Raw genomic sequence first — 23,106 nt, 5'->3', positions numbered from 1 at the left:
CGAAAAAAGCCGCAGGCCGGACGTCACCCTCTGGTGAGCCCGGTCAGCGGCTTTGCTGCGAATGTCGGTGAGGATGGCGCCCCGCCCTTGGAGCAGCGCATCCGAATATGGTCACGCACCTTCGCGTGAGGCCCCTATCATCAATCGATTCGCGTCATGTTGCAAGGCACAAATTTCGTGCTGACATCTACATGGCCTCAACGCGCCTGCACAAACTCCGCCAAATAGTCCTCGATCCTTTCGGGATCGAAGACCCGGCCATCGAAGAAGCGGTCCGGGCCGAGCGTCAGGTCGCCCTTGCGCGATCCCACCGCAAGCGGCGAGGCAAGCGCACCTTCCAGCTTCATGCTGGCCCCCGGCATCGGCATGTCGCTGCCTGCCAGAGCACGCCGGAACACGTCGGGCCGGAATACTCCGCCCGCCTTGGCTGCATTCTCCGGCAAATGCTCGGCCATCCCCCAGCGCACGAGCTGCGAGTAGATCCACAGCGCCTGACTGCGCCAGGGGAACGGCGTCGCCTCGCGCGAGAACAGCATGAAGTCGGGATGGGAAATCGGCGCCTCACCCGCGCGGGCGACGATCTGCCCGCTCAACCCGCGCCGGATGAGATCGCTCGGCTGATCGAGGTAGCGCGGATCGGCGAGCAGCTGCGCCAATGCCTCGTGGTTCTCCGGATCGTCGCACCAGACTGCCGCCCGCGCCAGAGCGCGCAGCAGCCGGTCGACCGTCTCGGGATTTTCCTCAAGCCAGTTCTCGCGGAAAGCCAGGACTTTTTCGACGCCGCGCTGCCAGATGCGCTCGCCCACGGCGACAGTTTCGGCAAGGCCCGCCTCAACGGCGGCGCTACCCCAAGGCTCTCCGGCGATGAACCCGTCGATCTCGCCCGCATGGAGCGCCTCCACCGTCAGCGACGGCGGCAGCACGCGCAGCACCACGTCGCGGTCGGGATCGATACCAGCGCTGGCCAGCCAATAGCGCAGCATCAACGCATGGCTGGAGAAGCGGTGCACCACGCCGATCACAGGCTTGCGGCGCCAAAGTCCGATGGCAGCGGCAAAGTCGTGCGCGGCGGCCAGCGGATCGACGATGCGGCTCACCGGATCGGGATCGAGCGCGGCGGCAAAGTCCTTCGCCATGACCAGCATGTTGCCGTTGACGCCCAGCTTGTAGGGCGCAGCCAGAGCGGCGGGCTGCTGGCTGAGGCCCAGCGTCACCGCAACCGCCAGCGGGGCCAGCATATGCGCGGCCTGCACTTGCCCGTAGACGAGCCGGTCGCGCAGGGTCGCCCAGCTCGTGGTGCGCAGCAGGTCGAGCGACAGCCCTTCCTCTTCCGCAAATCCGCGCTCGCGGGCGGCGGCGAGCACCGCCACGTCGTTGAGCGGCAGGAAGGCGATGCGCAAGTTCGTCGTCATAATCCGCCTCCCAGAAGGTCGCTGGCGGTGATGAGCGCCTGCGCCACGTCCACGATCTTCTTGCCCTGGTTCATCGCGCTCGACCGCAGCAGGGCATAAGCCTCCTGCTCCGAGAGACTGCGCTGCGCCATCAGGATAGACTTGGCGCGGTCGATCACCTTGCGGTCGGACAGGGCACTACGCGCCTCTTCCAGCTCCGCCTGTATCCGCGCGAAAGCATTGAAACGCCGCACCGCCAGTTCGAGCACCGGCTTCACCCGCTCCTTGCGCAGTCCATCCACGACATAGGCCGAAACCCCGGCATCGATGGCCGCGCCAATCATCGCCTCGTCGGACTGGTCCACGAACATCGCGATGGGACGCGCCAGCGCGCGGCTGACGGTGAGCATTTCCTCCAGCGTGTCGCGGCTCGGACTGCCAAGGTCCATCAGCACGACATCGGGCGCCATGCGCTCAAGCCGCGCGACGAAAGCCCCTCGCGGCGGCACGATATGAATGTCGTCATAGCCGGCCTCGCGCAGCCCCTCTTCGAGAACCGTCGCGCGTAGTCCGCTGTCGTCGATGATGACGATTCTCATGGATGATCCGATTCCGCTGAATCCGTGCCCGTATTTTCGCCGCACATCGCCGACCCGCCGGTTCGCGTCAACGACGGCCTTGGAAGAAAGCTGCGTTTCAATATGTAAAAACATTTGTCTTTTTACCGGAAGCCGTGTTTCTTCACAGCATAAGGGCCTGAGAGGCAATGGAGGGACGGGGATGACGAAACAGATGAGGATTTCTGCGCGCACAGCTCTGGGGACGGTTCTGGCAGCATCCCTGCTAGCCCCCACTTCAGGGATCGCGCAAGTTTCCGGACCATTCGATCTCCGGGTCATTCCTGCCGCGCCGACATGGTCGAGCGACATTGTCCTTCCTGCCGGAACCTGGACGCTGTCGTTCTGGGCAGCGCTCGCGCAAGGCAGCGACGGGCCTGTCGTGACCCTTGCGGACGGTGCGCAAGTGCCGGTGCTTTCGCTGATCGTCGCACAGGGCAAGCCGGGCATTGCGGCGAACGAGCGGCAAGCCGTCGGCCCTGCCCTGTCCCGCCCGAACGACTGGCACCATTACGCCGTCGTCACCGAGACAAGCGGCCAGCGGCTCTATGTTGACGGACGTCCTGTCGCCAGCCTGTCGCAGCCCCTCGCCGAAGTGCCGAGCAAGGTGCTGATCGCGCCGTCCAAACGTCCTTCCGGCGAAATGTCGGCAAGCCTGATCGGCCTGCGCATCGATAGCGTTGCAAAATCACCGGCGGAACTGCGCAAGATCGCCGCCAATGCGCCCGATCCCAAACTCATCCAATTCACCGAGACAAGCGCCCGCTGGCCGCTTCAGGTGCGGCAGATGCAGGGCCAACTGACGCCGCAGCCACCCGCCACCCTGCCCCGCACCGCCGCCGCGCCGGACAAGCCGGTCGCCAAGCCGGTCCCACAGGTAGCGCCGCTCGCCGCACAGGGTGATGCCCGCTGGACCTTGCAGAAATGGACCCTGGCCGAAGCGCCCGAAGTGTCCGGTGACGGCAGCGCGATTTCCCGCGCCGGTTTCACGGGCGGCAAGTGGTACGCCGCGACCGTCCCCGGCACCGTGCTCACCACGCTGGTCGATCGCGGCGTCTACCCCGACCCGGCGCATGGCCTGAACAATCTCGTCATCCCCGAGAAGCTGGCGCGGCAGGATTACTGGTATCGCACCGAGTTCGATCTTCCCGCAGGAGTGTCCGGCAAGAGACTGGAATTACTGCTTAATGGCGTGAACTTCAGCTCGCAGGTCTGGGTCAATGGCACTCAGGTCGGCACTACCAAGGGCGCCTTCGTGCGTGGCCGTTTCGACGTTTCACCCTACCTGAAACCCGGCAGCAATGCCGTCGCCATCCGCGTCTCGCCGCCGCCGCATCCCGGCCTCGCCCATGAGGAATCGCTGACTGCCGGGGTCGGCGAGAACGGCGGCGCGATGATGCTTGATGGCCCCACTTTCGGTGCCTCGGAAGGCTGGGACTGGATTCCCACGATCCGCGACCGCCAAACCGGCCTCTGGCAGGACGTGCAGCTCCTCGCCTCGGGCGACGTGCAGATCGGGGACCCGCAAGTCGTCACCACCCTGCCCAATCCCGACAATTCCGTCGCCCATATCGAGATCACGGTTCCGGTCAGCAATCTATCGAACCAGCCCCGCACCGCGACCGTCCGCACCGCCTTCGATGACGTGACGGTCGAGCGTTCGATCACCGTTCCCGCAGGCCAATCGGCCACCGTGCGCTTCTCGCCCGAGAGTGATGCCGCGCTGGCGGTGCGCAATCCGAAGCTCTGGTGGCCCAACGGCTACGGCGATCCGGCGCTGCACACGCTGCACCTCACCGCCTCGGTCGACGGCGCGAAGTCCGACGAGAAGGACTTGCGCTTCGGCATGCGACAGGTGACGTACGAAATGTCGCTGGTGGACGAGGACGGCAGCCTCGACCGCGTCACCATCGACTTCGAGAAGGCCCGCGCGCTCGGCCAGCAGATCGTCGACGAGCGGCATCAGGCGATCCGCCAGGTTCGCGGCGGCTGGGCCTATTCCTTCGCGCCGGGCGCCGCGAAATCCCCCGCCGTCACCCCGATCGCCGGGGACGAGGGGCTGTCACCCTTCCTCGTCCTGCGCGTCAACGGCGTGCGGATCGCTGCGCGCGGCGGCTCGATCGGCATGGACGACTTCATGAAACGCGTCGACCGCGCGCGGCTGGAGCCGTTCTTCAAGCTCCACAAGGACGCCCACGTCAACGTCATCCGCAACTGGGTGGGCCAGAACACGCAGGCCAGCTTCTTCGACCTCGCGGACGAATACGGCCTGATGGTCATGAGCGATTTCTGGGAATCGACGCAGGACTACAATATCGAGGCGGAGGACGCGCAGCTGTTCCTCGGCAATGCGAAAGACGTGGTCCAGCGCTTCCGCAACCATCCCTCGATCATCCTGTGGTTCGGCCGCAACGAAGGTGTGCCACAGCCGATCCTCAACGAGGGACTGGATGAAATGCTGCGCAAGGAGGACGGCACCCGGCTCTACATGGCCTCGTCCAACCGCATCAACCTCCACGATTCCGGCCCCTACAACTGGCGCGCGCCGGAGAAATACTTCACCGAATATTCGAAGGGCTTTGCTGTCGAAGTCGGCACCCCCTCCTTCCCGACGCTGGAATCCTGGGAACGCGCAATCCCGGCAAGCGAGCGCTGGCCGGTCAGCGACACCTGGGCCTATCACGACTGGCACCAGACCGGGAACGGCGCGGTCAAGAGCTTCACCGATGCCATGGACCGCGAATTCGGCAAGCCCACCAGCCTGCCCGACTTCGAACGCAAGGCGCAGATGCTCGAATACGAGAGCTATCGCGCGATCTTCGAAGGCATGAACGCCGGGCTATGGACCGAGAATTCGGGCCGCATGCTGTGGATGACCCAGCCCGCCTGGCCGAGTTCGGCGTGGCAGATACTCTCCTCCGACTACGACACCCACGGCGCCTTCTACGGCATGAAGAAGGCCTCCGAGCCGGTTCACGTCCAGATGAACCTGCCCGACCACAAGGTGATCCTCGTCAACAACCGGATGACCGCGCTTTCGGGCGTGACCGTGCGCGCGGTGGTGCAGGCGCTCGACGGCCGCCAGCTTGCGGTGCAGGAGCAGAAGCTCGATCTCACCGGCGGCAAGGTGGGCGAGGTTTTCACGCTCGATCTCGCGCCGCTGATGGCCTCCGGGCCGGTACTGGTTCGGCTTGAGGCGCTCGACACTTCGGGAACCCGGCTTTCCGACAACTTCTACTGGCAGGCCGCCGCCGACGAAGCGCTTCAGGCGCTCGCCGCGATGGCGCAAGTACCGCTCAACGCGCAGGCACGGGCCTCGCAGGACGGCGAGGAAACCCGGATCGACGTCACCCTGACCAACCCCGGCAAAACCGCCGCGATCCAGACCAAGCTCACCCTGTTCGATGCCAGGGGGAAGCAGGTCCTGCCCGCCTATTTCTCGGACAACTACGTCTCGCTTCTCCCTGGCGAGACGCGTAGCGTGACCATAACCGCGCCGAAGGATGCCGCCGGAAGTTCACCTTCCGTCAAGCTGCGCGGCTGGAACGTCGTACCCCGGACCATCGCCACAGGAAAATGACCTTGCACCTCAAACTTCTGCCCGTTCTCGCTCTCCCCGCCATCACTCTTTCTGGCCCGGCTTTCGCCCAGAACGCGCCCGTCCCGCCCACTGCGAATGCCCCCAACGCGGCGGAGCAGCGCCTGCGCACGGATTGGGCCTGGACCGCGCGGTACCGCGACGCCAACCTTGCGGATGTCGCCGCGACGGCGCGCCCGCGCATCGTGCTCATGGGCGATTCCATAACCCAGGGCTGGTACGATCTCGACCGCCCGTTCTTCACGCCGGGCCGGATCGGGCGCGGGATCGGCGGGCAGACGACTTCGCAGATGCTGCTGCGATTCCGTCAGGATGTGGTCGATCTGAGGCCGCAAGTCGTGCAGATCATGGCGGGCACAAATGACATCGCCGGCAATACCGGGCCGATGACCGACGAGCAGATCCAGGGCAACTTCCGCTCCATGGTGGAGATGGCACAGGCGAACGGCATCCGCGTGGTGATCGCCTCGATCCCGCCTGCCGACTTGTTCCCCTGGCGTCCCGGTCTCGAAACCGGACAGCGCATCCAGCGCCTCAATGCCTGGCTCAAGAGCTATGCCGCAAAGACCGGCTCGGTCTATGCGGACTACTGGACGGCGATGAAGGGTGCCGGCCTCGGCGCGCGCGAAGGGCTGACATCCGATCACGTACACCCGACTCCGGCCGGATACGAAGTGATGAACAAGGTCGCCGAAGCCGCGTTCAAGCAGGCACTCGCCCTGCCCGCGCCGAGGCTGCTCGCCGCTGCCCGCGTGCCATGATCGCGGCACTGGCGGCGCTCCTCCTGACGGCAGCAGGCGGAAGCGCCGCCAGGCCGGTTGTCCAGACGGAACGCGGCGCGGTCCGAGGGGAAACGACCGAAGACGGGCGCAGCCTGTTTCGCGGCATTCCGTTCGCCGCGCCGCCCATCGGCGATCTGCGCTGGCGGCCTCCTCAGCCGGTAACGCCTTGGCAGGGTGTGCGCGAGACCACGGTTTCCGGCCCAGCCTGTATGCAGGTCGACTATGGCTGGAACCACGATGCCGCGGCCAACCAGTCGGAGGACTGCCTCTATCTGGAAGTCGCCACCCCCGCGCTGAAGCCGGAAAAGCCGCTGCCGGTCATGGTCTGGATCCACGGCGGCGGCAATCGCGGCGGCAGCGGCGCAGGCACGATAACCTCGCCGATCGTCAGGCGCGGAGTAGTGCTGGTCAGCCTGCAATACCGCCTTTCCGCGCTCGGCTTCCTGTCGCATCCGGCACTCGCCCCCCACTCCGGCAATTACGGCCTGATGGACCAGCAGGCGGCACTGCGCTGGGTCCGCGCCAATATCGCGCGGTTCGGCGGCGATCCTGCCCGGGTGACGATCTTCGGGGAATCCGCCGGAGCGCAGGATGTCGGTCTGCAAATGCTTTCGCCCGGCAGCAAAGGACTGTTCGCCCAGGCCATTGCCGAAAGCGGGACGCCGGGCTTCGGCCTTCCCCCGCGATCGCTAGCGGAAAACGAAGCCCTGGGCGAGAGCATCGCCATTGCCGCCGGAGCGCCGCCCCATGCCTCGGCCAAGCGGCTCAGGGCCATCCCGGCCAAGGCGCTCATCGCGGCGAGCGAGGCCGCAGACGTGCCCGCGCTGGACGACGACAGCTTCATCTGGCTTCAGGCCGTGGTCGACGGCGAAGTACTGACGGAAACACCGCAAGCCTCACTCACACGCGGCGTGGGTAGCGACATTCCGCTGATACTGGGCAACAACCTGTACGAACTCGGTCTTTACGGCCCGCCGGAACGGGCGATCGCGCAAGGGTTCAGTGCGAATGCACCGGAAGCGCTGAAAGCCTATGGCCTCGTGCCCGGCAGCACACCGCCCGCCGATCTCGCCCTGCGCCTTGCAAACGACCTGACTTTCCGCTGCCCTGCCCTCCACGTCGCGGCGGAGCGGACACGCAGCGGTGGCCAGACCTGGCACTATCAGTTCAGTATCGAGGGACCGGGCGGTGCGCCGGTCACGCACGGGTCTGAAATCCGTTACGTTTTGGGCAAAGAAGGCAGCGAAACGGGGGCGCTTGCCCCGCTCGCCGCATACTGGGCGGCGTTTGCGACTACCGGAAAGCCGGAAAGCACCGGCCTCGCCCCTTGGCCACGCTTCGGGAAGGACGGCATCACGCTGGAGTTCACCGCAACCGGCTCCCGCTTGGTGGAAGGCCTGTCCCGCGAGACCTGCGCCTTGCGCTCCGCTCCCTGATCAGAGCGCCGGCACGACTTCCTCGAGGTCCCAGAGCAGAGCAGCTCCGCGAACGCCCGAACTGTCGCCCCAGCGCGCGCGCACGACTTCGCCGGTCCAGGCGCCGGAGAACGTCCGCGCCCGGATCGCCTCGGCCAACCCTTCGTAGATCGCCTCCACGTTCGACATGCCGCCGCCGAGCACGATGGCGTCGGGGTCGAGCAGATTGGCGACCACGGCCAACCCTCGCGCCAGCCTGTCGCGATAGCGCTCCAGTGCTTCGCACCCATGCGGGTCACCGGCCGCCGCCGCCGCGACGATGGCAGGGGCATCGAGATCGCGCCCGGTCGCCGCCTCGAACGAGCGGCGGAAGCCGGTCCCCGAAACCCAGGATTCGAAACATCCGCTGAGGCCGCACCAGCAGGCCGGAGCGGGCAGTTCATCGGGCTGCGGATCGGGCAGCGGCATATGCCCGAGTTCCCCTGCCAGACCGTGCGCGCCGCCGACGACATGCTGGTCGAGCACGATCCCGCCGCCGCAGCCGGTGCCGATGATAAGCCCGAATACGGCTGCCTTGCCCGCTGCCGCACCGTCAATCGCTTCCGACAGGGCGAAGCAGTTGGCATCGTTGGCCAACCGGATCGGCCGACCGAGCGCCGCTTCGAGGTCCCGCTGGAAAGGACGGCCATTGAGATAAGCCGAATTGGCATTGCGCATCAGGCCCGAACCGCGCGCGGCGGAACCCGGCGTGCCGATCCCGATCGTGCCCCGCAGGCCGAGTTCGCCTTCGACCCCGGCAACTAGCTCGCACAGCGTCGTCAATGCCGCGTCATAAGTGCCCGGCGTCGGGGTACGGCGGCGATGCAGCACCGTGCCGTCGGCAGCCAGCGCCGCCGCCTCGATCTTGGTGCCACCGAAATCGATTCCAATCCGCATGGTCATGCAGCCACTTGCCGCATCGGCGCGAAACCCGCCATTGCCCTCTCCGGTAAGACTGCGCCTTCATCGGGCATGTACGTGCCCGCGACGCCTCAAGATGTCGGCGCATTTTGGCAGGTCCTACGAATAAGACAATTTCTTTTTTTAATTTGGTTCGGAGCGACCCGCCTGCATGAGGATCGCATCGGAAGGCAGCAATTGGTCGAGGAACGGCAGGATTGCCGCGCCGATCGCCGGAGCCTCCGCCGCCATCTGCGCCGGATGGACAGGAACGCGGTTGGGCATCGAGACTTCCGCCAGCGCCGCATCGAGCCGGGCACAGAGGCGCTCGATCAGCGGCGCGGGCAATCGGCCGCCGACAACGATGGCATCGGGGTCGAGCAGACAGGATACCGCCACCAGCGGCCCCGTCAGTGCGCGGGTAGCATCGGCAATCCACTGATCCACCGCCGTCGCCATCACCGGATCGAGCGCGAGCAGATCCTCCAGCACGTCGAGCTTGCGCCCGACTTGCGCAAGCCTTTCCTCGATCGCCGAAAGCGAAACCGTGTCCTGCACCACGGCGCCGGGATCGACCGCGCCGACATCCGGCATCAGGCCGATTTCGCCGCTGCGCATCCGGGCGCCGCGATAGTAGCTGCCGTCGATCACCGGCCCTCCGCCGAGGCCCGCGCTGATCAGCAGGTAGAAGAAGCTCGGCCTTTCGTGACCGCCCACCCCCTGCGCCTCGCCCAGGGCAGCTGCCGCCGCATCATTGTCGACATGCACGGGCCAGGGCAGGATTTCCTTGAGAAGGCTGGCGAAATCGACGTTGGACCAGCTTTCGTAGCCTTCCGGCATATTGGGAAGCGCGATTCCGCCAAGATCGTCGGGACGAGCGAGGCCAATGCCCAAAATCCGCGCGCGATCCACCCCGCCAGCGGCCAGCAGCCCATCGACCTCCTCGGCCACGATCGCCACGACATCGGAAGGCAAGGCGAAGCGGACCTCGCGGGTTACGCGGCTGCGGACTTCGCCGGAGAGATCGAGCGCGACCAGCGTGATGTGATCGCGGTCGACGTTGAGACCGATCGCAAAGGCGCCGTCCGGGTTCACCGCCAGACGCAGCGCCGGTTGGCCTCTTCCGCCATGCTTGCGACCGAGGTGCGCGATCAGCCCCATCTCGTCGAGCCGCGAGGTGATGTTGGCGATCGTCGGCGCGGTCAGCCCGGTCTGCCGTGCCAGTTCGATGCGGGTGGTCTCGCCGCTGAGACGGATGGCCTGGAGCACGATACGCTGGTTGTAGTCGCTGGCGCGCGCCAGGTTTGTGCCGGAAAGCGAGATGGCCAGCCGCTTGCCGCGGACTTCCAAAGAATCCGGTACCGGCGAATCGGTGGCTACCACGTTGCGATCCTCTCTTTTCATGTCTCGAACGATTACATCCGCTTTGGGCGCCGAACTAACAAAAAAGAAAAAATTTAAGTTGACGCTCCTCGTCATAGGGCGGATGTGTAGCGCAACACGAGTCACAAAGAATACTCGGACCAGGAGAGGAAAAGCGGCAAGATGACCGCGGGTTGATCACCTCTCCGACAAAGTGAGGCACGCGTTTCGCGTGAAGAGAGGAGTTGAGGGAATGAGGCAGCATAATTGCGTGCGTCGTGGTGTTCTGATGGCCGCCACCTCGATAGTTGCACTGGGATCGTCGCATGGTGTCTGGGCACAGGAATCGGTGCCTTCGGCCGATCCGAGTGCTGAGGAAATCATCGTAACCGGCATTCGCGCCTCGCAGGAGCGCGCGGTCAACATCAAGCGCAATGCGACTTCGGTGGTCGATTCCATCTCGGCCGAGGACATCGGCAAGCTGCCCGACGTCACCATTTCGGACTCGCTCCAGCGCATTCCCGGCGTGCAGATCCTGCGCAGCGCCGGTGAAGGCTCGACGATCAACATTCGCGGCCTCCCGCAAGTGACGACCCTGCTCAACGGCGAAGCGTACCTCGGCGCGCAGTCGATCACGACGATCCAGCCGAACTTCAACGACATCCCCTCGCAGCTCTTCGCGGGCGCCGACGTCATCAAGTCCGCAACGGCGGATTCGCTCAACGCGGGCATCACCGGCACCGTCAACTTGCGCACCCGCCGCCCCTTCGACCTGAAGGAAGGCGTGACGGTCGCCGTCGCGGCGGAAGGCACGTACGGTGACAAGACCAAGAACAAGTTCGACCCGAACTTCAACGGCCTGCTATCCTGGCATAACGATCGCTTCGGGGTGATGGTCTCGGCGGCCTACTCCGACGTGCGCCTGTCGAACTCGCACAACGGCATCCAAGAAGGCTACGGCGCGGCGCTCCACAACGAAGGCACGCTCGACGCGACGTCGACGAACGGCTTCTCGCCCGCCAACCGTCCGCGCGGCACGCCGGTCGCCGGAGGGGTGGACGTCAACGGCAACGGCAATTCCAACGATGCCTTTATCGTGCCGCAGGGCTTCACCGGTTGGAACAAGATCAATCAGCGCCAGCGCCTCGGCATCAACGGCTCTGCCCAATGGATGATCAGCGACGCTCTGACCCTGACCGGCGATGCCTTCTTCACCCGCCAGAACGAGCACGCCCGTACCGCCGGCTTCCAGATGCAGGACGTAAACTGGCAGGCGGCGGAGTTCGTACCGGGCCAGTCGCGCGATAACGGCGCCACTTACGTCGGCAACGACGGGCGCACCTACAACATCAACTCCACGCAAATCTACAACTACGATCTCGGCAACTTCGATTCGTATTCGCAGACGGATCGCTACAAGTCGCAGTCCCAGAACTACAACCTCGAACTGAAGTTCGACAACGGTGGCCCGTTCAAGGGCAGCCTGCGCGGCATCTACGGCAAGGCGCACCAGTATTACGACCAGAGCTACCTCCAGTTCAGCATGTCCGACGGCCAACAGTGGCAGCCGGGCGGCATCGGCCACTATCCCGGCGGCGACCGCGTGTTCAATCCGAACGGCTACACGGTCAACACCATTGCCGGCCTGAACTCGCTGCCCGCCGTGGTCGACTATACCGGCAGCAAGCCGGTCTTCACCCTGCCCTCGCAGTTGTTCGAAAATCTAGGCGACATCAGCAATTACGCGCTCAAGACGATGTCCTCGGAAGGCAACTATCGCCGCAAGGGCGACCTCAAGGTCCTGCGCGCCGACGGTTCCTACGAGTTCTCGCCCGAGCTGACGGTGAGCTTCGGCGGCCGTTATTCCGAACGCTCGATCAACGATTACGAATTCGACCGCGCCGCCCCGCTTTATGCCGGTATGGCCAGCGATCCGAACGGCTGCCTCGTTAAGTGGAAGGCCTTCGACGTGCCCATGAGCGACAGCTCGTGCAGCGCCGGTGACGCCTCGGGCTTCTATACCGCAGGTCTTACCCGCCTTGCCAACGATCCCACCCTGGGCGGCCGGGTCAAGCTGTTCAACCCCGGCGTCGCGGGCGTGCCCAACATGTACGTGCTCGATCCCAAGGCCATGGACAACGCGCTGGCTTTCCAGAACGAGTTCTATCCCGGCAATGTCGAGGTCATGAACCCCGGCGCCTCGTTCAACGTCGGCGTCAAGCAGATCTCGGGCTATGTCCAGACCGACTTCCACGGCGACCTGTTCGGCGTGCCCTTCGCGGGCAACGCGGGCGTCAAGGTCATCAACACCAAGCTGGACATCACCCAGTACGTGACCGGCAGTCCGCAACCTTACGGCCTCGCCAACGAACTGGCCGGTTCGGTCAACACCCGGCGTGACTTCACCGACATCCTGCCCGCGTTCAACGTCGCCTTCGACCTCGCGCAGAATCTGAAGTTCCGCTTCGCGTTCTCGAAGACAATGACCCTGCTCGACCTCAACCAGTGGGGCGGCGGCCTGAACCCGACTTACGCTATCGACACCAGCATTCCCGGAACCCCGGTCTTCCGCGTCACCGGCGGCAGCCAGAACGGCAATCCGGATCTCGATCCCTGGCGCGCCACCAATGTCGAGGCTTCGCTCGAATATTACCTCGGGCGCGGCAGCCTGCTGAGCCTCGGCGCTTTCAACATCTCGGTGGACAGCTTCATCCAGAGCGGCAACGTGGTCCGCACCGACCTGCCCGACAACGACGGGGTTGTGCGTAACCGCACCGTCTCGATCAGCACGCCGGTCCAAGGCTCGGGTGGCTCGCTCAAGGGCATCGAGGCAGGCGCAAAGCTCTCGTTCACCGACCTCGGTTTCATGCCCGGCTTCCTGTCGAACTTCGGTATCGACACGAACTTCACCTTCTCGCCCTCCAATACCGGTGACAAGGATCTGGCTGGAAAGAAGATACCGTTCCAGGACAACTCGAAGATCCAGACCAACGCCGCGCTGTTCTATCAGGACTCGCATTTCCAGGCCCGCGTGGCGTGGAACTATCGCTCCGAGCGCGCCGTGCAGTCGAACTTCGGCGGCATCCAGGGGCTGGAACTCTATCAGGCGCCCACGAACTACGTGGACGCTTCCGTTAGCTACGATATCACGCCGAACGTCACGATCTATGGACAAGGCTCCAACCTGACCGGCGAATACGAGAAGTACTACCTCACCTGGAAGGACCAGAAGGCCTACAACAACATCTTCGAACGCCGCTTCACCATGGGCGCGCGCATCAAGTTCTGATCTCCCCGCCTTCTCCCCCGCCCACCTCCTCCGGGCGGGGGGGATCCCTTTTTCCATCCCGGCAGGGTAGACGGGTCTCTGGGGGCCTTAGAACAATGGCGAACGAGCAAATCCGTTCTATTCTCATAGTCGGCGGCGGCACCGCCGGGTGGATGGCGGCCAACCTTCTGGCGACGCGCCTGCGCCGCCTTCCCATCGAGATCACCCTGGTCGAAAGCCCCGACATCCGCACCGTCGGCGTGGGCGAGGCGACCGTTCCCGCGATCCGCGACTACTTCAAGGCCATCGGCGTGACCGAGGCCGAAGTCATGCAGGCATCGCAGGGCACCGTGAAGCTGGGCATCGAGTTCCGCGACTGGCGGGCGCCGGGTACCAGCTTTTTCCATCCTTTCGGCCGCTACGGCGTCGATGCTTTCTCCGTCCCGTTTCACCAGTACTGGCTGAAGCGGCGGATGGCGGGCGACCAGACGCCGCTGTCCGAATATTGCCTGCCCACGCAGGCAGCGATGCGCAATCTAATGCTGCTGCCGCCCGAGCAGCCGGTCAACGACCTTGGCGTGTTCGACTGGGCGATCCATTTCGACGCGGGCCTGTTCGCGCGCTTCCTTGCCCAGCGCGCGCGTGACCTGCTGGGCGTGCGCCATCTTGAAGGCACGATCTCCGGCGCCACCCGCGACGGCGAGAACGGCCGTATCGCCTCGGTCACGCTGACCGACGGGCGCACGCTGGAGGCGGACCTGTTCGTCGATTGCTCCGGCTTCCGCAGCCTGTTGCTGGGCCAGACGCTGGAAGTGCCTTACGAGGACTGGACGCACCTGCTGCCATGCGACCGTGCAGTGGCGATGCCCTGCGCGCATGGTGATGCCCTGACGCCCTATACCCGCAGCACCGCGCTATCCGCCGGCTGGCAGTGGCGCATTCCGCTGCAGCACCGCGTCGGCAACGGCTACGTCTATTCGAGCCGCCACATCTCCGACGACGAGGCGACCGCGACGCTGATCGCCAGCCTTGAGGGCGAGGCGCTGGCCGAGCCCAATATGCTGCGCTTCCGCACCGGCCATCGGACGAAAGTGTGGGAGAAGAACTGCGTCGCCCTCGGGCTGGCGGCAGGTTTCCTCGAACCGCTGGAATCGACCTCGATCGTCCTTATCCAGAGCGGCATCGAGCGCCTGCTGGCGCACTTCCCGGACCGCGATTTCGATCCCTCGCTGGCGGACGAGTTCAACCGCATTACCGCGCTGGAATATGCCCGCATCCGCGACTTCCTTTTGCTGCACTACTGGGGCGGTCAGCGAACCGAACAGATGTGGCAGGAATGCCGCGCGCTCGACCTGCCGGAAACGCTGGCCCAGCGCATCCGCGCCTACAAGGGCGCGGGCAAGCTGCCGCGTTTCGAGTGGGATTCGTTCCAGTCGCCCAGCTGGCTGTCGATGTTCGCCGGGTTCGAGATCTGGCCCTCGCGCTACGACCCGCTGGCCGACCAGTTCTCGGTCGAGGAACTGGGCGGCACCTTCGGGCAGATGCGCGCTGCCGTGGCCCGCGCTGTCTCGCTCGCGGGCACCCATGAGCAATTCATCGCCGAGACCTGTGCTGCACCTGCTGCGCAAAATGCTGCACCCCAATTCACGCTAAACTCCGCTTAGGAAACCGATGCGACTGACGCTTTCCCTTCTCGCCCTCTCTTGCGCTGCCGTACCGTTTGCTGCCGCATCGGCTGATGCGCCGCTGCCTGCCGCCGCCACCGCGCATCCCGAACTTTGGCCCAAGGCCAAGAGTCAGGGCCTCGTCGATCCGGAGACGGAGGCGAAGATCACCAGGATGATGGCGGAGATGTCGGTGCGCGAGAAAGTCGGGCAGATGATCCAGCCCAGCATCGCCGCGATGAAGCCGGAAGAACTGCGCGAATATCCGGTCGGCTCGATCCTCGGCGGCGGCAACGATCCGCCGCTTTCGGGCAACGATCGCGGTCCGGCCAGCGACTGGATCGCCACCGCCGAAGCCTTCCGCCAGGTCTCGATCGAGAAGCGCCCCGGCCATGTGCCGATCCCGGTGATCTTCGGCATGGACTCCGTTCACGGCAACTCGAACGTCTTCGGCGCCACGATCTTCCCGCACAACATCGGCCTTGGCGCGATGCGCGATCCGGCGCTGATGGAGAAGATCGGGCAAGTGACGGCTGCCGAAAGCGCCGCCTCCGGCTTCGACTGGGCCTTCGGTCCCACCGTCACTGTGCCGCAGGATGATCGCTGGGGCCGCGCCTACGAAGGCTATTCGGAACGCCCCGAGATCACCCGCGAATATTCCGCCGCGATGGTGCGCGGACTTCAGGGTGCGCCGGGCAAGAGCAGCATCCAGAACGGCAATGTCGCCGCCTCGATCAAGCACTTCCTGGCTGACGGCGGCACGCACGGCGGCATCGATCAGGGCGACGCACAAGTCCCCGAAAAGGACCTGATCGAACTGCACGTGCCCGGTTACGTCAGCGGCATCGATGCGGGCGCGATGACGGTCATGGCCAGCTTCTCCTCGTGGAACGGGGTGAAGAACCACGGCAATAAGTCGCTGCTGACCGATGTGCTGAAGGGCCGGCTCGGCTTCGAAGGCTTCACCGTGGGCGACTGGAACGCGCATGGCCAGATTCCCGGCTGCACCAATGGCAATTGCGCGGCGACCTTCAATGCCGGTCTCGACATGGCGATGGTGCCGAACGACTGGAAGGACCTGTTCAACAACACGCTGAAGCAGGTTCAGGACGGCACGATACCGATGGCGCGGGTAGATGATGCGGTGCGCCGCATCCTGCGCGTGAAGTTCAAGCTGGGCCTGTTCGATCCGGCGCGTCCCTATGAACAGCGCAGCGAACTCGGCAAGCCGGAACACCGCGCGGTGGCGCGTCAGGCGGCGGCGGAATCGCTGGTGCTGCTCAAGAACAACGGTGCGCTGCTGCCGATCAGGCCGGGCCAGAAGGTGCTCGTCACCGGCACCCATGCCGACGATATCGGCATGCAGACCGGCGGCTGGACGATGTCGTGGCAGGGCACCGGCAACACCAATGCCGACTTCCCCGGCGCCACCTCGATCTGGGGCGGCCTCAAGACTGCGATCGAGGCGGCGGGCGGTACCGCCACGCTGAGCGCCGATGGCAAGGTGACGGGGCCGAAGCCTGACGTTGCCGTCGTCGTCTTCGGTGAGACGCCCTATGCCGAAATGGTCGGCGATATCTCGACGCTGGAATTCCAGCCGGGCGACAAGCAGGCGCTGGCACAGTTGAAGGCGCTGAAGGCGCAGGGCATTCCGGTCGTCTCGGTGTTCATTTCGGGCCGTGCGCTCTGGGTGAACCCGGAGATCAACCAGTCCGACGCCTTCGTCGCCGCCTTCCTGCCGGGCTCGGAGGGTGAGGGCCTTGCCGACGTGCTGGTCGCCAAGAAGGACGGCACGCCGAACAAGGACTTCCGCGGCAAGCTCAGCTATTCCTGGCCGAAGAACGCGGGCCAGTTCCTCAACAATGTCGGTCAGCCGGGCTACGATCCGCAGTTCGCCTATGGCTACGGCCTGACCTACAAGGACAGGACTTCGGTTCCTCAGTTGAGCGAAGTGGCCGGGCTCGATGCCTCGCTGTCGAACGTTTCGGTCTACTACCTGCCGGGCAAGGTGCTGGTGCCGTGGAAGCTGGCCACGGGCGGTGCGGTTACGGTGAAGAACGTCGACGGCGGCGGCACGCAGGAAGGCGCTCGCCAGCTCACCTTCACTGGCCCCGGCGAAGTGCGCATCGAAGGGCCGACGGTCGATCTGGGTCGCCAGAGCAATGCCATGCTCAGCCTGCGCATCGACTACCGCATCGATGCCAAGGGGGCGACCGCGCCCAAGCTGGGCATGGGCGAGACCTTCCTCGACGGCGGGCAGGTCTTCACCGCCGCGCCGGGCCAGTGGGCCAGCGTCAAGGTCTCGCTCTCCTGCTTCGCCAAAGCCGGGGCCGACATGACCAAGATCGCCCGTCCCTTCGTGCTGCAAGGCAATGCGGGCCAGACGATCGCCATTTCCACCGTCAAGCTCGATGCCGATCCCACCGGCGCGATCTGCCCGAACTGAGCTTTAGAAAGAGAATGCCCACCATGTCGCGACTTGCGAAATTCGCCGCGCTCGCCCTGAGCCTTGCCCCTCTGGCTCTCACCAATCCGGCGCTGGCGGAGGAAGTGGACCAGAACCGCCTGCCGCCCTCGCAGGACCCGACCCGCGTGGCGAACGGCCTTGCCCAGACGCCGCCGATGGGCTGGAACAGCTGGAACAAGTTCGCCTGCAACATCTCGGAAAAGACCATCCGCGATACGGCGGACGCGCTGGTCGCCACCGGCATGAAGGATGCGGGGTACAACTACCTCGTCATCGACGATTGCTGGCATGGCGAGCGGGACGCCAAGGGCTTCATCACTGCCAATGCCAAGGCCTTCCCCTCGGGCATCAAGGCGCTGGCCGATTACGTCCATTCGAAGGGCCTGAAGTTCGGCATCTATTCGGACGCCGGCACCAAGACCTGCGGCGGACGTCCGGGCAGCCAGGGGCATGAGTATCAGGACGCGATCACCTATGCTTCGTGGGGCGTCGACTACCTGAAGTACGACTGGTGCAGCACCGGCAGCCGCAATGCCGAAGAAGCCTATGCGCTGATGTCGGACGCGCTGCGCTCCACGGGCCGCGATGTGCTGCTCTCGCTCTGCGAGTGGGGCACCAACAAGCCTTGGCTCTGGGCCTCGAAGATCGGCAACATGTGGCGCACCACCGCCGATATCACCGACAAGTGGTCGGGCAAGCATGGCTATGCGCTGGGCATGCTCGATATCGTCGATCTCAACGAGCCGCTCTGGCCCTACGCCGCGCCGGGGCACTGGAACGATCCGGACATGCTCGAAGTCGGCAACGGCGGCATGACGACCACCGAATACCGCAGCCACTTTTCGCTCTGGGCGATGATGGCCTCGCCGCTGATTGCCGGTAACGACGTGGCGAACATGAGCGCGGACACCAAGGCGATCCTGCTCAACAAGGACGTGATCGCGGTCGATCAGGACAAGCTGGGCCGTCAGGGGCACCGTATCTCCAAGGATGGGAACGGCGAAGTCTGGGTCCGCACGCTGGAGGACGGCAAACGCGCCGCGCTGCTATTCAACCGGGGCGAGACGCCGGTGAAGCTGACGGTGAACTGGGCGCAGCTGGACTATCCGGCCAGCCAGTCGCTCAAACTGCGTGACCTCTGGGCGCACCGCGATCTGGGCACGATGAAGGGCAGCTATTCGGCTGAAGTCGAACCCCACGGCGTCGTCATGGTGACGCTGACGCCCTGAGGATCAATTGCCCAGAGCGATCTGGTCGAGATCGTCGGCGGAAGGCTCGGCACTATCGAGCAGGCGGATCGCGACCTGATCGCGTCCGCCCCGCTTGGCTTCGTACAGCGCCTCGTCGGCAAGGCGATAGAGCGTGCGAAAATCGGCAGCCGCTGCGGTTTCCGCGATGCCGATGCTTACCGTGACCTTGCGGTGGCCAACGACATCGCCGTGCTCGCAGCCGCCGATTCTCCGGCGAAGTGTCTCCGCGAAACGCACGAGTTCGAAACCCGCCAGTCCGACAACGAGCATAGCGAACTCCTCCCCGCCGAGACGGGCGGCCGTGCAGGAAGGGCTTTCGTAAGGCGCAATGCAGCGCGCGATCTCTGCCAGAACGACATCGCCCGCTTCGTGGCCGTAGACATCGTTGATCGACTTGAACCAGTCCACGTCGATCAGCAGCAAGGCCACCACTTCGCCTTCGCCCTGCGAGCCGTCCAGCATGGTGCCAACCCGTTCGATGAAACCGCGCCGGTTAGGCAGCCCGGTCAAGGCATCGCGGCGTGCCAGTTCCTGAGCCTGCGCTTCGGCTTGCCGGGCCATATCGCGCTCCACCCGCAGCCGGGCATGCGAGCGCGACGCGGCGACCGAAAGCCAGAGCGTCTGCCATGCCGCTGCGAAAAGGACGAGGATCTGCGAGCCACCTCCCCAGAACATCGCATCCGCATCGAAGAAACTGGTCGAGGCGAGGACGAGCATAGGCACCGCCCAGGCTCCGGCGAAGCTGCGTGCCTCCCCGCTGCCACGCCGCCAGGCCTGCCCGATACAGAACGCCACCGCGACCAGATTCGAGAGAACCAGGATGCCCAGCACGCCGCCCAATTTGTCGATCGGACCGGAACGCATCAGCGAGAGCGGTATGCCGAGCGCAAATACGCCGCCCGTCAATCCGAGCGCGGTCCGTCTCAGCCAGCGACTGACGCAGTGCCGCTCAAGCGCCGTTACGGCACTGAGAGTAGCGAGCGAAATGGCAAGGCAGGAAAGCCCGGTACAGATCTGCGCGGAGATCGCCCCTGCCATGCCCGGAAAGAAGAACAGGTGAAGCTGCGACCAACATGCGCCCCAGGCGATCATGCACGTGGCCCAGGCCGCCTGCCAGGCCGAGAACTGCCTGCGCACGGCCACGGCAAGCGAGGCATTGTAGATCGCCCCCGCCAGCAGCAGTACGAGCGCCGCGCCGATCGAGGTCGCAAGTCCGGTCGTCTGCGTGCTTTCCTCGCCGCGCCCGACCAGTCGCATGCGCAGCAAACGCGCGCTTGCGACTTTGTCGAACCGCATGGTCACGCCGGTCAGCGACACATCGCGATGCGGTGCGCGGAACGCGAGCTGGCCGCCCGCCCGCCAATGCGTGCCGAAATCGCCGCTGCGTACGTCCTGCCGCTCCACCGCGCCGTCGGCATAGGAAAATGTGACAATCAGACGATCGAACCGTGAACTGTGGACGATCAGCGAGAGATCATCGCGTTCGTCCGCCCCTGAAGGCAGCATGGCGCGAAGCCAGAGCGTACCTTTCTGATAATCCTCCGGCTCGCCGGAGCAGGAGAATTTCCGGGGGACCCGGCCGTCTTCCGCCACCGTCCGATCGACCGCATGGCAAAGCGGACGACCGATCCGCAGCACTTCCGCTGCCGCAGGCACCGGCCAGCCGAAACCCGCCGCCGCCATGCACACGATTGTGCAGAAGACAGTCAGGGCCGTTCGAAAGCGGCACATAAATGGCGATTCGCAGACCATTGCGCCGCGACCTATGGCACAAGATTGCCTTCAACAAGGTTACCCGATTAACCAAAATCAACTGGGCAGGCTAACAGGCGCGGCGATCCATGACGCTCGCGAGGTCCGGCATCAGTTCAAACGCCGATGCCGGACCTTCACAGGATCAAGCCGCGAAAGGACGGTCGATCGAGACTTGCGGGTTGGTGAACCACTGTGCGCCGATCTCGGTCACGAACATGTGGTCTTCCAGACGCACGCCGAACTGCTGGGGCACGACGATCATCGGTTCGTTCGAGAAGCACATGCCCGGCTCCAGCGGGGTCTTGTCGCCGCGCACGAGATAGGCCGGTTCGTGGATCGACAGGCCGATGCCGTGGCCGGTACGATGCGGCAGGCCCGGCAGGTTGTAGTCCGGCCCCAGCCCGGCCTTGTCGAGCACCACACGGGCGGCGTAATCGACCGCCTCGCAAGGCTCGCCAGGACGGCAGGCGTCGAAGGCGGCCTGCTGCGCCTCCTTCTCGATATCCCAGATGCGGCGGATGTCCTGCGATACTTCGCCAAAGGCATAAGTGCGTGTAATGTCCGAGTGATAGCCCTGGATCGTGCAGCCGGTGTCGACGAGCACGAGCTGGCCTTCCTTCAGTTCACGGTCGCCGGGAAGGCCGTGGGGATAGGCGGTCGCCTCGCCGAACTGGACGATGCAGAAGCTCGACCCACTTGCGCCGAGCTTACGGTGCGCGGCATCGATGAAGTGGACCACCTCGCTCTGGCGAATGCCGGGGCGCAGGATGCGCGCGGCGGCCTGATGGACCAGCAGCGTCATGTTCTTGGCCTGCTGCATCAGCGCCAGTTCGGCCGCCGACTTGACCATGCGGCACTGCTTGATCACCGGCATCGCATCGACCAGCGCAGCCGAGCCGCCCTGCCGCACGCGCTCGGCGAAGTGGAAGGGCAGTTCGGGATCGATCGCCAGCGTCTTCACGCCCGTTTCGGCCAGAACCTGCAGGACCAGCGCAACCGGGTCCTGGTCTTCCTGCCACGAGCGAATGTCTACCGGGATCGCAAGGTCGGCCTCCAGCGTGCCGATCTCGAAATGCGGGCAGATCATGACCGGCTTGCGGCCGGGCACGAGCAGCATCGCGACGAGGCGCTCGGTCTGCCCCCAGGGCAGGCCCGAGAAGTAGCGCAGCGAAGCCCCGGCGTTCACCAGCAGGGCGTCGGCGCCGAGCCGGTCAGTCAGTTCCTGCGCGCGCGTCATTCGTGCCTCGCGCTCCGCCACCGCGATGGCCGGGGCGCGGTCGGCCCAGGGTTCGAGGCGCGCCAGTTCGATCTCTGCGGTCGATCCGCCAATCATGTCTTTGTATTCCTTCATGCGAAACGCTGGATATCGAAGGGCGAGAGCGGCAGTTCCGGCTGCCCGCCCGCGACCATCGCCGTGACCAGTCGCGCCGTGATCGGCGCGAGAGTAAGCCCGAGATGTTGATGCCCGAAGGCATAGTAGAGATTGGCCGCCTTCGTCGAGCGGCCTATTGCCGGAAGATAGTCCGGCAGGGTCGGGCGGCAGCCCATCCAGCGCTTGAACGGCCCGGTGATCGGCAGGCCCAGTTCCGCGACATGGCGCTCCAGTCGCTCCCACTTGCGCGGATCGGCGGGGGCATCGACCTTGCCGAGTTCCACGAAGCTCGCCGCCTGCACCGCATGGCGATAGCGGGTGACGATCATCGAGCGTTCCTCGAAGACGACCGGCGGCAGATCGGCGGGCCAATGGCTGGCATCGGCGCGGACGTGATAGCCGCGCTCGGCGATCATCGGCACCTTGTGGCCGAGATGCTCCATCAATTCGCGCGAGCGAACCCCGGCGCAGACAAGCACCTGTTCGGCATCGACACCGCCGATCTCGACGCGGTTTCCGGCCATCCGCAGCTCGCCGCGCTGCGCCACCAGAGCGCCCCCGCGCTGCCGGAACGCCTGGCGCAGCGCCTGCCGCAATTCTCCGAGATCGGCAATCTGGCCGCTGCCCGAAAACCGGATCGCCCCTGCCACCGGCCGGTCGCCGAGACCGGACAGGACTTCCCGCTCGGCATCGGTTACGTCATGAACTTGGGCGCTGCCGGTTTCGGAAGACAGCCATCCGGCGCGGCCCTCGCGCGCGGCCCGCTCACCATGCCAGAGTACGAAGTGGCCGTTCTGCCTGACCAGTTCCGGCGCTCCGATCCGCTCGGTGAGAGAGGTCCACGCGGGCATCGAACCCGCCAGCAACGGTGCCAGAGCCTCGCAGCCTTTGCGGAACCGGGCCGGGCGAGCCGCGGCCAGCAGGCGCAGCCCGAACGGCACCCATTCGGCCATCGCCGAAGGCGGGAAACCCAGCGGTCCGCCGCGCAGGAACAGACGCTGCGGCAGGCTGCGGACCATGCTCATCGAGGCGAGCGGCTCCACCTGCTCCACCGCGATATGGCCCGCATTGCCCCAGGACGCCGCCGCACCTTCGGCATCGTCATCGACGATCGCGACCTGATGCCCCGCTTCGAGCAATTCGATGCCAGCGCAGAGACCAACCACTCCGCCGCCGACAATTCCAATGGACCCCACAAAAACTCCGTTGCATTAGTCAGACTATAT

General features: G+C 65.3%; 14 protein-coding genes. 7 read left to right on the top strand and 7 right to left on the bottom strand.

Annotated elements, in window-relative coordinates; all coding sequences use genetic code 11:
• Positions 1 to 197: 197 nt before the first annotated feature.
• Positions 198 to 1,412, bottom strand: coding sequence for an ABC transporter substrate-binding protein (locus tag ACZ1II_RS04830; protein WP_465143283.1), 1,215 nt, complete (start codon positions 1,410 to 1,412; stop codon positions 198 to 200).
• On the bottom strand, positions 1,409 to 1,990 hold the full coding sequence (locus tag ACZ1II_RS04825) for an ANTAR domain-containing response regulator (RefSeq protein WP_465143282.1): 582 nt from the start codon (positions 1,988 to 1,990) through the stop codon (positions 1,409 to 1,411). The genes ACZ1II_RS04830 and ACZ1II_RS04825 overlap by 4 nt, the downstream gene beginning before the upstream one ends.
• A gap of 181 nt (positions 1,991 to 2,171) precedes the next feature.
• Here ACZ1II_RS04825 and ACZ1II_RS04820 point away from each other — a divergent pair, with 181 nt between their 5' ends.
• The 3 genes from ACZ1II_RS04820 to ACZ1II_RS04810 are packed head-to-tail and all read left to right on the top strand — an operon-like array spanning position 2,172 to position 7,824.
• Positions 2,172 to 5,588 (top strand): glycosyl hydrolase 2 galactose-binding domain-containing protein, encoded by a 3,417-nt coding sequence (locus ACZ1II_RS04820; RefSeq protein WP_465143281.1) that lies wholly within the window; start codon positions 2,172 to 2,174, stop codon positions 5,586 to 5,588.
• The gene (locus ACZ1II_RS04815; RefSeq protein WP_465143280.1) at positions 5,585 to 6,367 is read left to right on the top strand and encodes a GDSL-type esterase/lipase family protein; all 783 of its coding nucleotides are present in this window, start codon (positions 5,585 to 5,587) and stop codon (positions 6,365 to 6,367) included. Before ACZ1II_RS04820 ends, ACZ1II_RS04815 begins: the two co-directional genes overlap by 4 nt.
• The gene (locus ACZ1II_RS04810) at positions 6,364 to 7,824 is read left to right on the top strand and encodes a carboxylesterase/lipase family protein (RefSeq protein WP_465143279.1); all 1,461 of its coding nucleotides are present in this window, start codon (positions 6,364 to 6,366) and stop codon (positions 7,822 to 7,824) included. Before ACZ1II_RS04815 ends, ACZ1II_RS04810 begins: the two co-directional genes overlap by 4 nt.
• On the opposite strand, the gene ACZ1II_RS04805 is transcribed toward ACZ1II_RS04810, so the two are convergent.
• Together ACZ1II_RS04805 and ACZ1II_RS04800 are read right to left on the bottom strand one after the other, a co-directional pair.
• Positions 7,825 to 8,745, bottom strand: a complete 921-nt coding sequence (locus tag ACZ1II_RS04805; RefSeq protein ID WP_465143278.1) for an ROK family protein — start codon at positions 8,743 to 8,745, stop codon at positions 7,825 to 7,827.
• Between the two features lie 141 nt (positions 8,746 to 8,886).
• Complete coding sequence (locus tag ACZ1II_RS04800) at positions 8,887 to 10,125, bottom strand: ROK family transcriptional regulator (protein ID WP_465143277.1); 1,239 nt, start codon at positions 10,123 to 10,125, stop codon at positions 8,887 to 8,889.
• Positions 10,126 to 10,357: 232 nt separating this feature from the next.
• Between ACZ1II_RS04800 and ACZ1II_RS04795 the strand changes: the two genes are divergently transcribed.
• The 4 genes from ACZ1II_RS04795 (at position 10,358) to ACZ1II_RS04780 (ending at position 18,732) form a co-directional block, all read left to right on the top strand.
• The gene (locus ACZ1II_RS04795) at positions 10,358 to 13,393 is read left to right on the top strand and encodes a TonB-dependent receptor (RefSeq protein WP_465143276.1); all 3,036 of its coding nucleotides are present in this window, start codon (positions 10,358 to 10,360) and stop codon (positions 13,391 to 13,393) included.
• 95 nt (positions 13,394 to 13,488) lie between these two features.
• Complete coding sequence (locus ACZ1II_RS04790) at positions 13,489 to 15,036, top strand: tryptophan halogenase family protein (protein ID WP_465143275.1); 1,548 nt, start codon at positions 13,489 to 13,491, stop codon at positions 15,034 to 15,036.
• A 7-nt stretch (positions 15,037 to 15,043) separates the two neighbouring features.
• Positions 15,044 to 17,482 carry a glycoside hydrolase family 3 protein gene (locus ACZ1II_RS04785; protein ID WP_465143274.1) on the top strand — a complete coding sequence of 813 codons (2,439 nt, stop codon included), beginning with the start codon at positions 15,044 to 15,046 and terminating at the stop codon, positions 17,480 to 17,482.
• A gap of 23 nt (positions 17,483 to 17,505) precedes the next feature.
• Entirely contained in the window at positions 17,506 to 18,732 is a 1,227-nt protein-coding gene (locus ACZ1II_RS04780) for a glycoside hydrolase family 27 protein (RefSeq protein WP_465143273.1), read from the top strand.
• A gap of 3 nt (positions 18,733 to 18,735) precedes the next feature.
• On the opposite strand, the gene ACZ1II_RS04775 is transcribed toward ACZ1II_RS04780, so the two are convergent.
• From ACZ1II_RS04775 to ACZ1II_RS04765, 3 genes are all read right to left on the bottom strand, one after another.
• On the bottom strand, positions 18,736 to 20,436 hold the full coding sequence (locus ACZ1II_RS04775) for a GGDEF domain-containing protein (protein ID WP_465143272.1): 1,701 nt from the start codon (positions 20,434 to 20,436) through the stop codon (positions 18,736 to 18,738).
• A 214-nt stretch (positions 20,437 to 20,650) separates the two neighbouring features.
• Entirely contained in the window at positions 20,651 to 21,859 is a 1,209-nt protein-coding gene (locus ACZ1II_RS04770; protein ID WP_465143271.1) for a M24 family metallopeptidase, read from the bottom strand.
• The gene (locus ACZ1II_RS04765) at positions 21,856 to 23,076 is read right to left on the bottom strand and encodes an NAD(P)/FAD-dependent oxidoreductase (protein ID WP_465143270.1); all 1,221 of its coding nucleotides are present in this window, start codon (positions 23,074 to 23,076) and stop codon (positions 21,856 to 21,858) included. Before ACZ1II_RS04765 ends, ACZ1II_RS04770 begins: the two co-directional genes overlap by 4 nt.
• Between the last annotated feature and the right edge of the window lie 30 nt (positions 23,077 to 23,106).

The sequence above is a fragment of the Novosphingobium sp. BL-S-20 genome (genome assembly GCF_055521635.1).
Note: the sequence above shows the minus strand (reverse complement) of the source record. Positions and strands in the feature narration are given on the sequence as shown.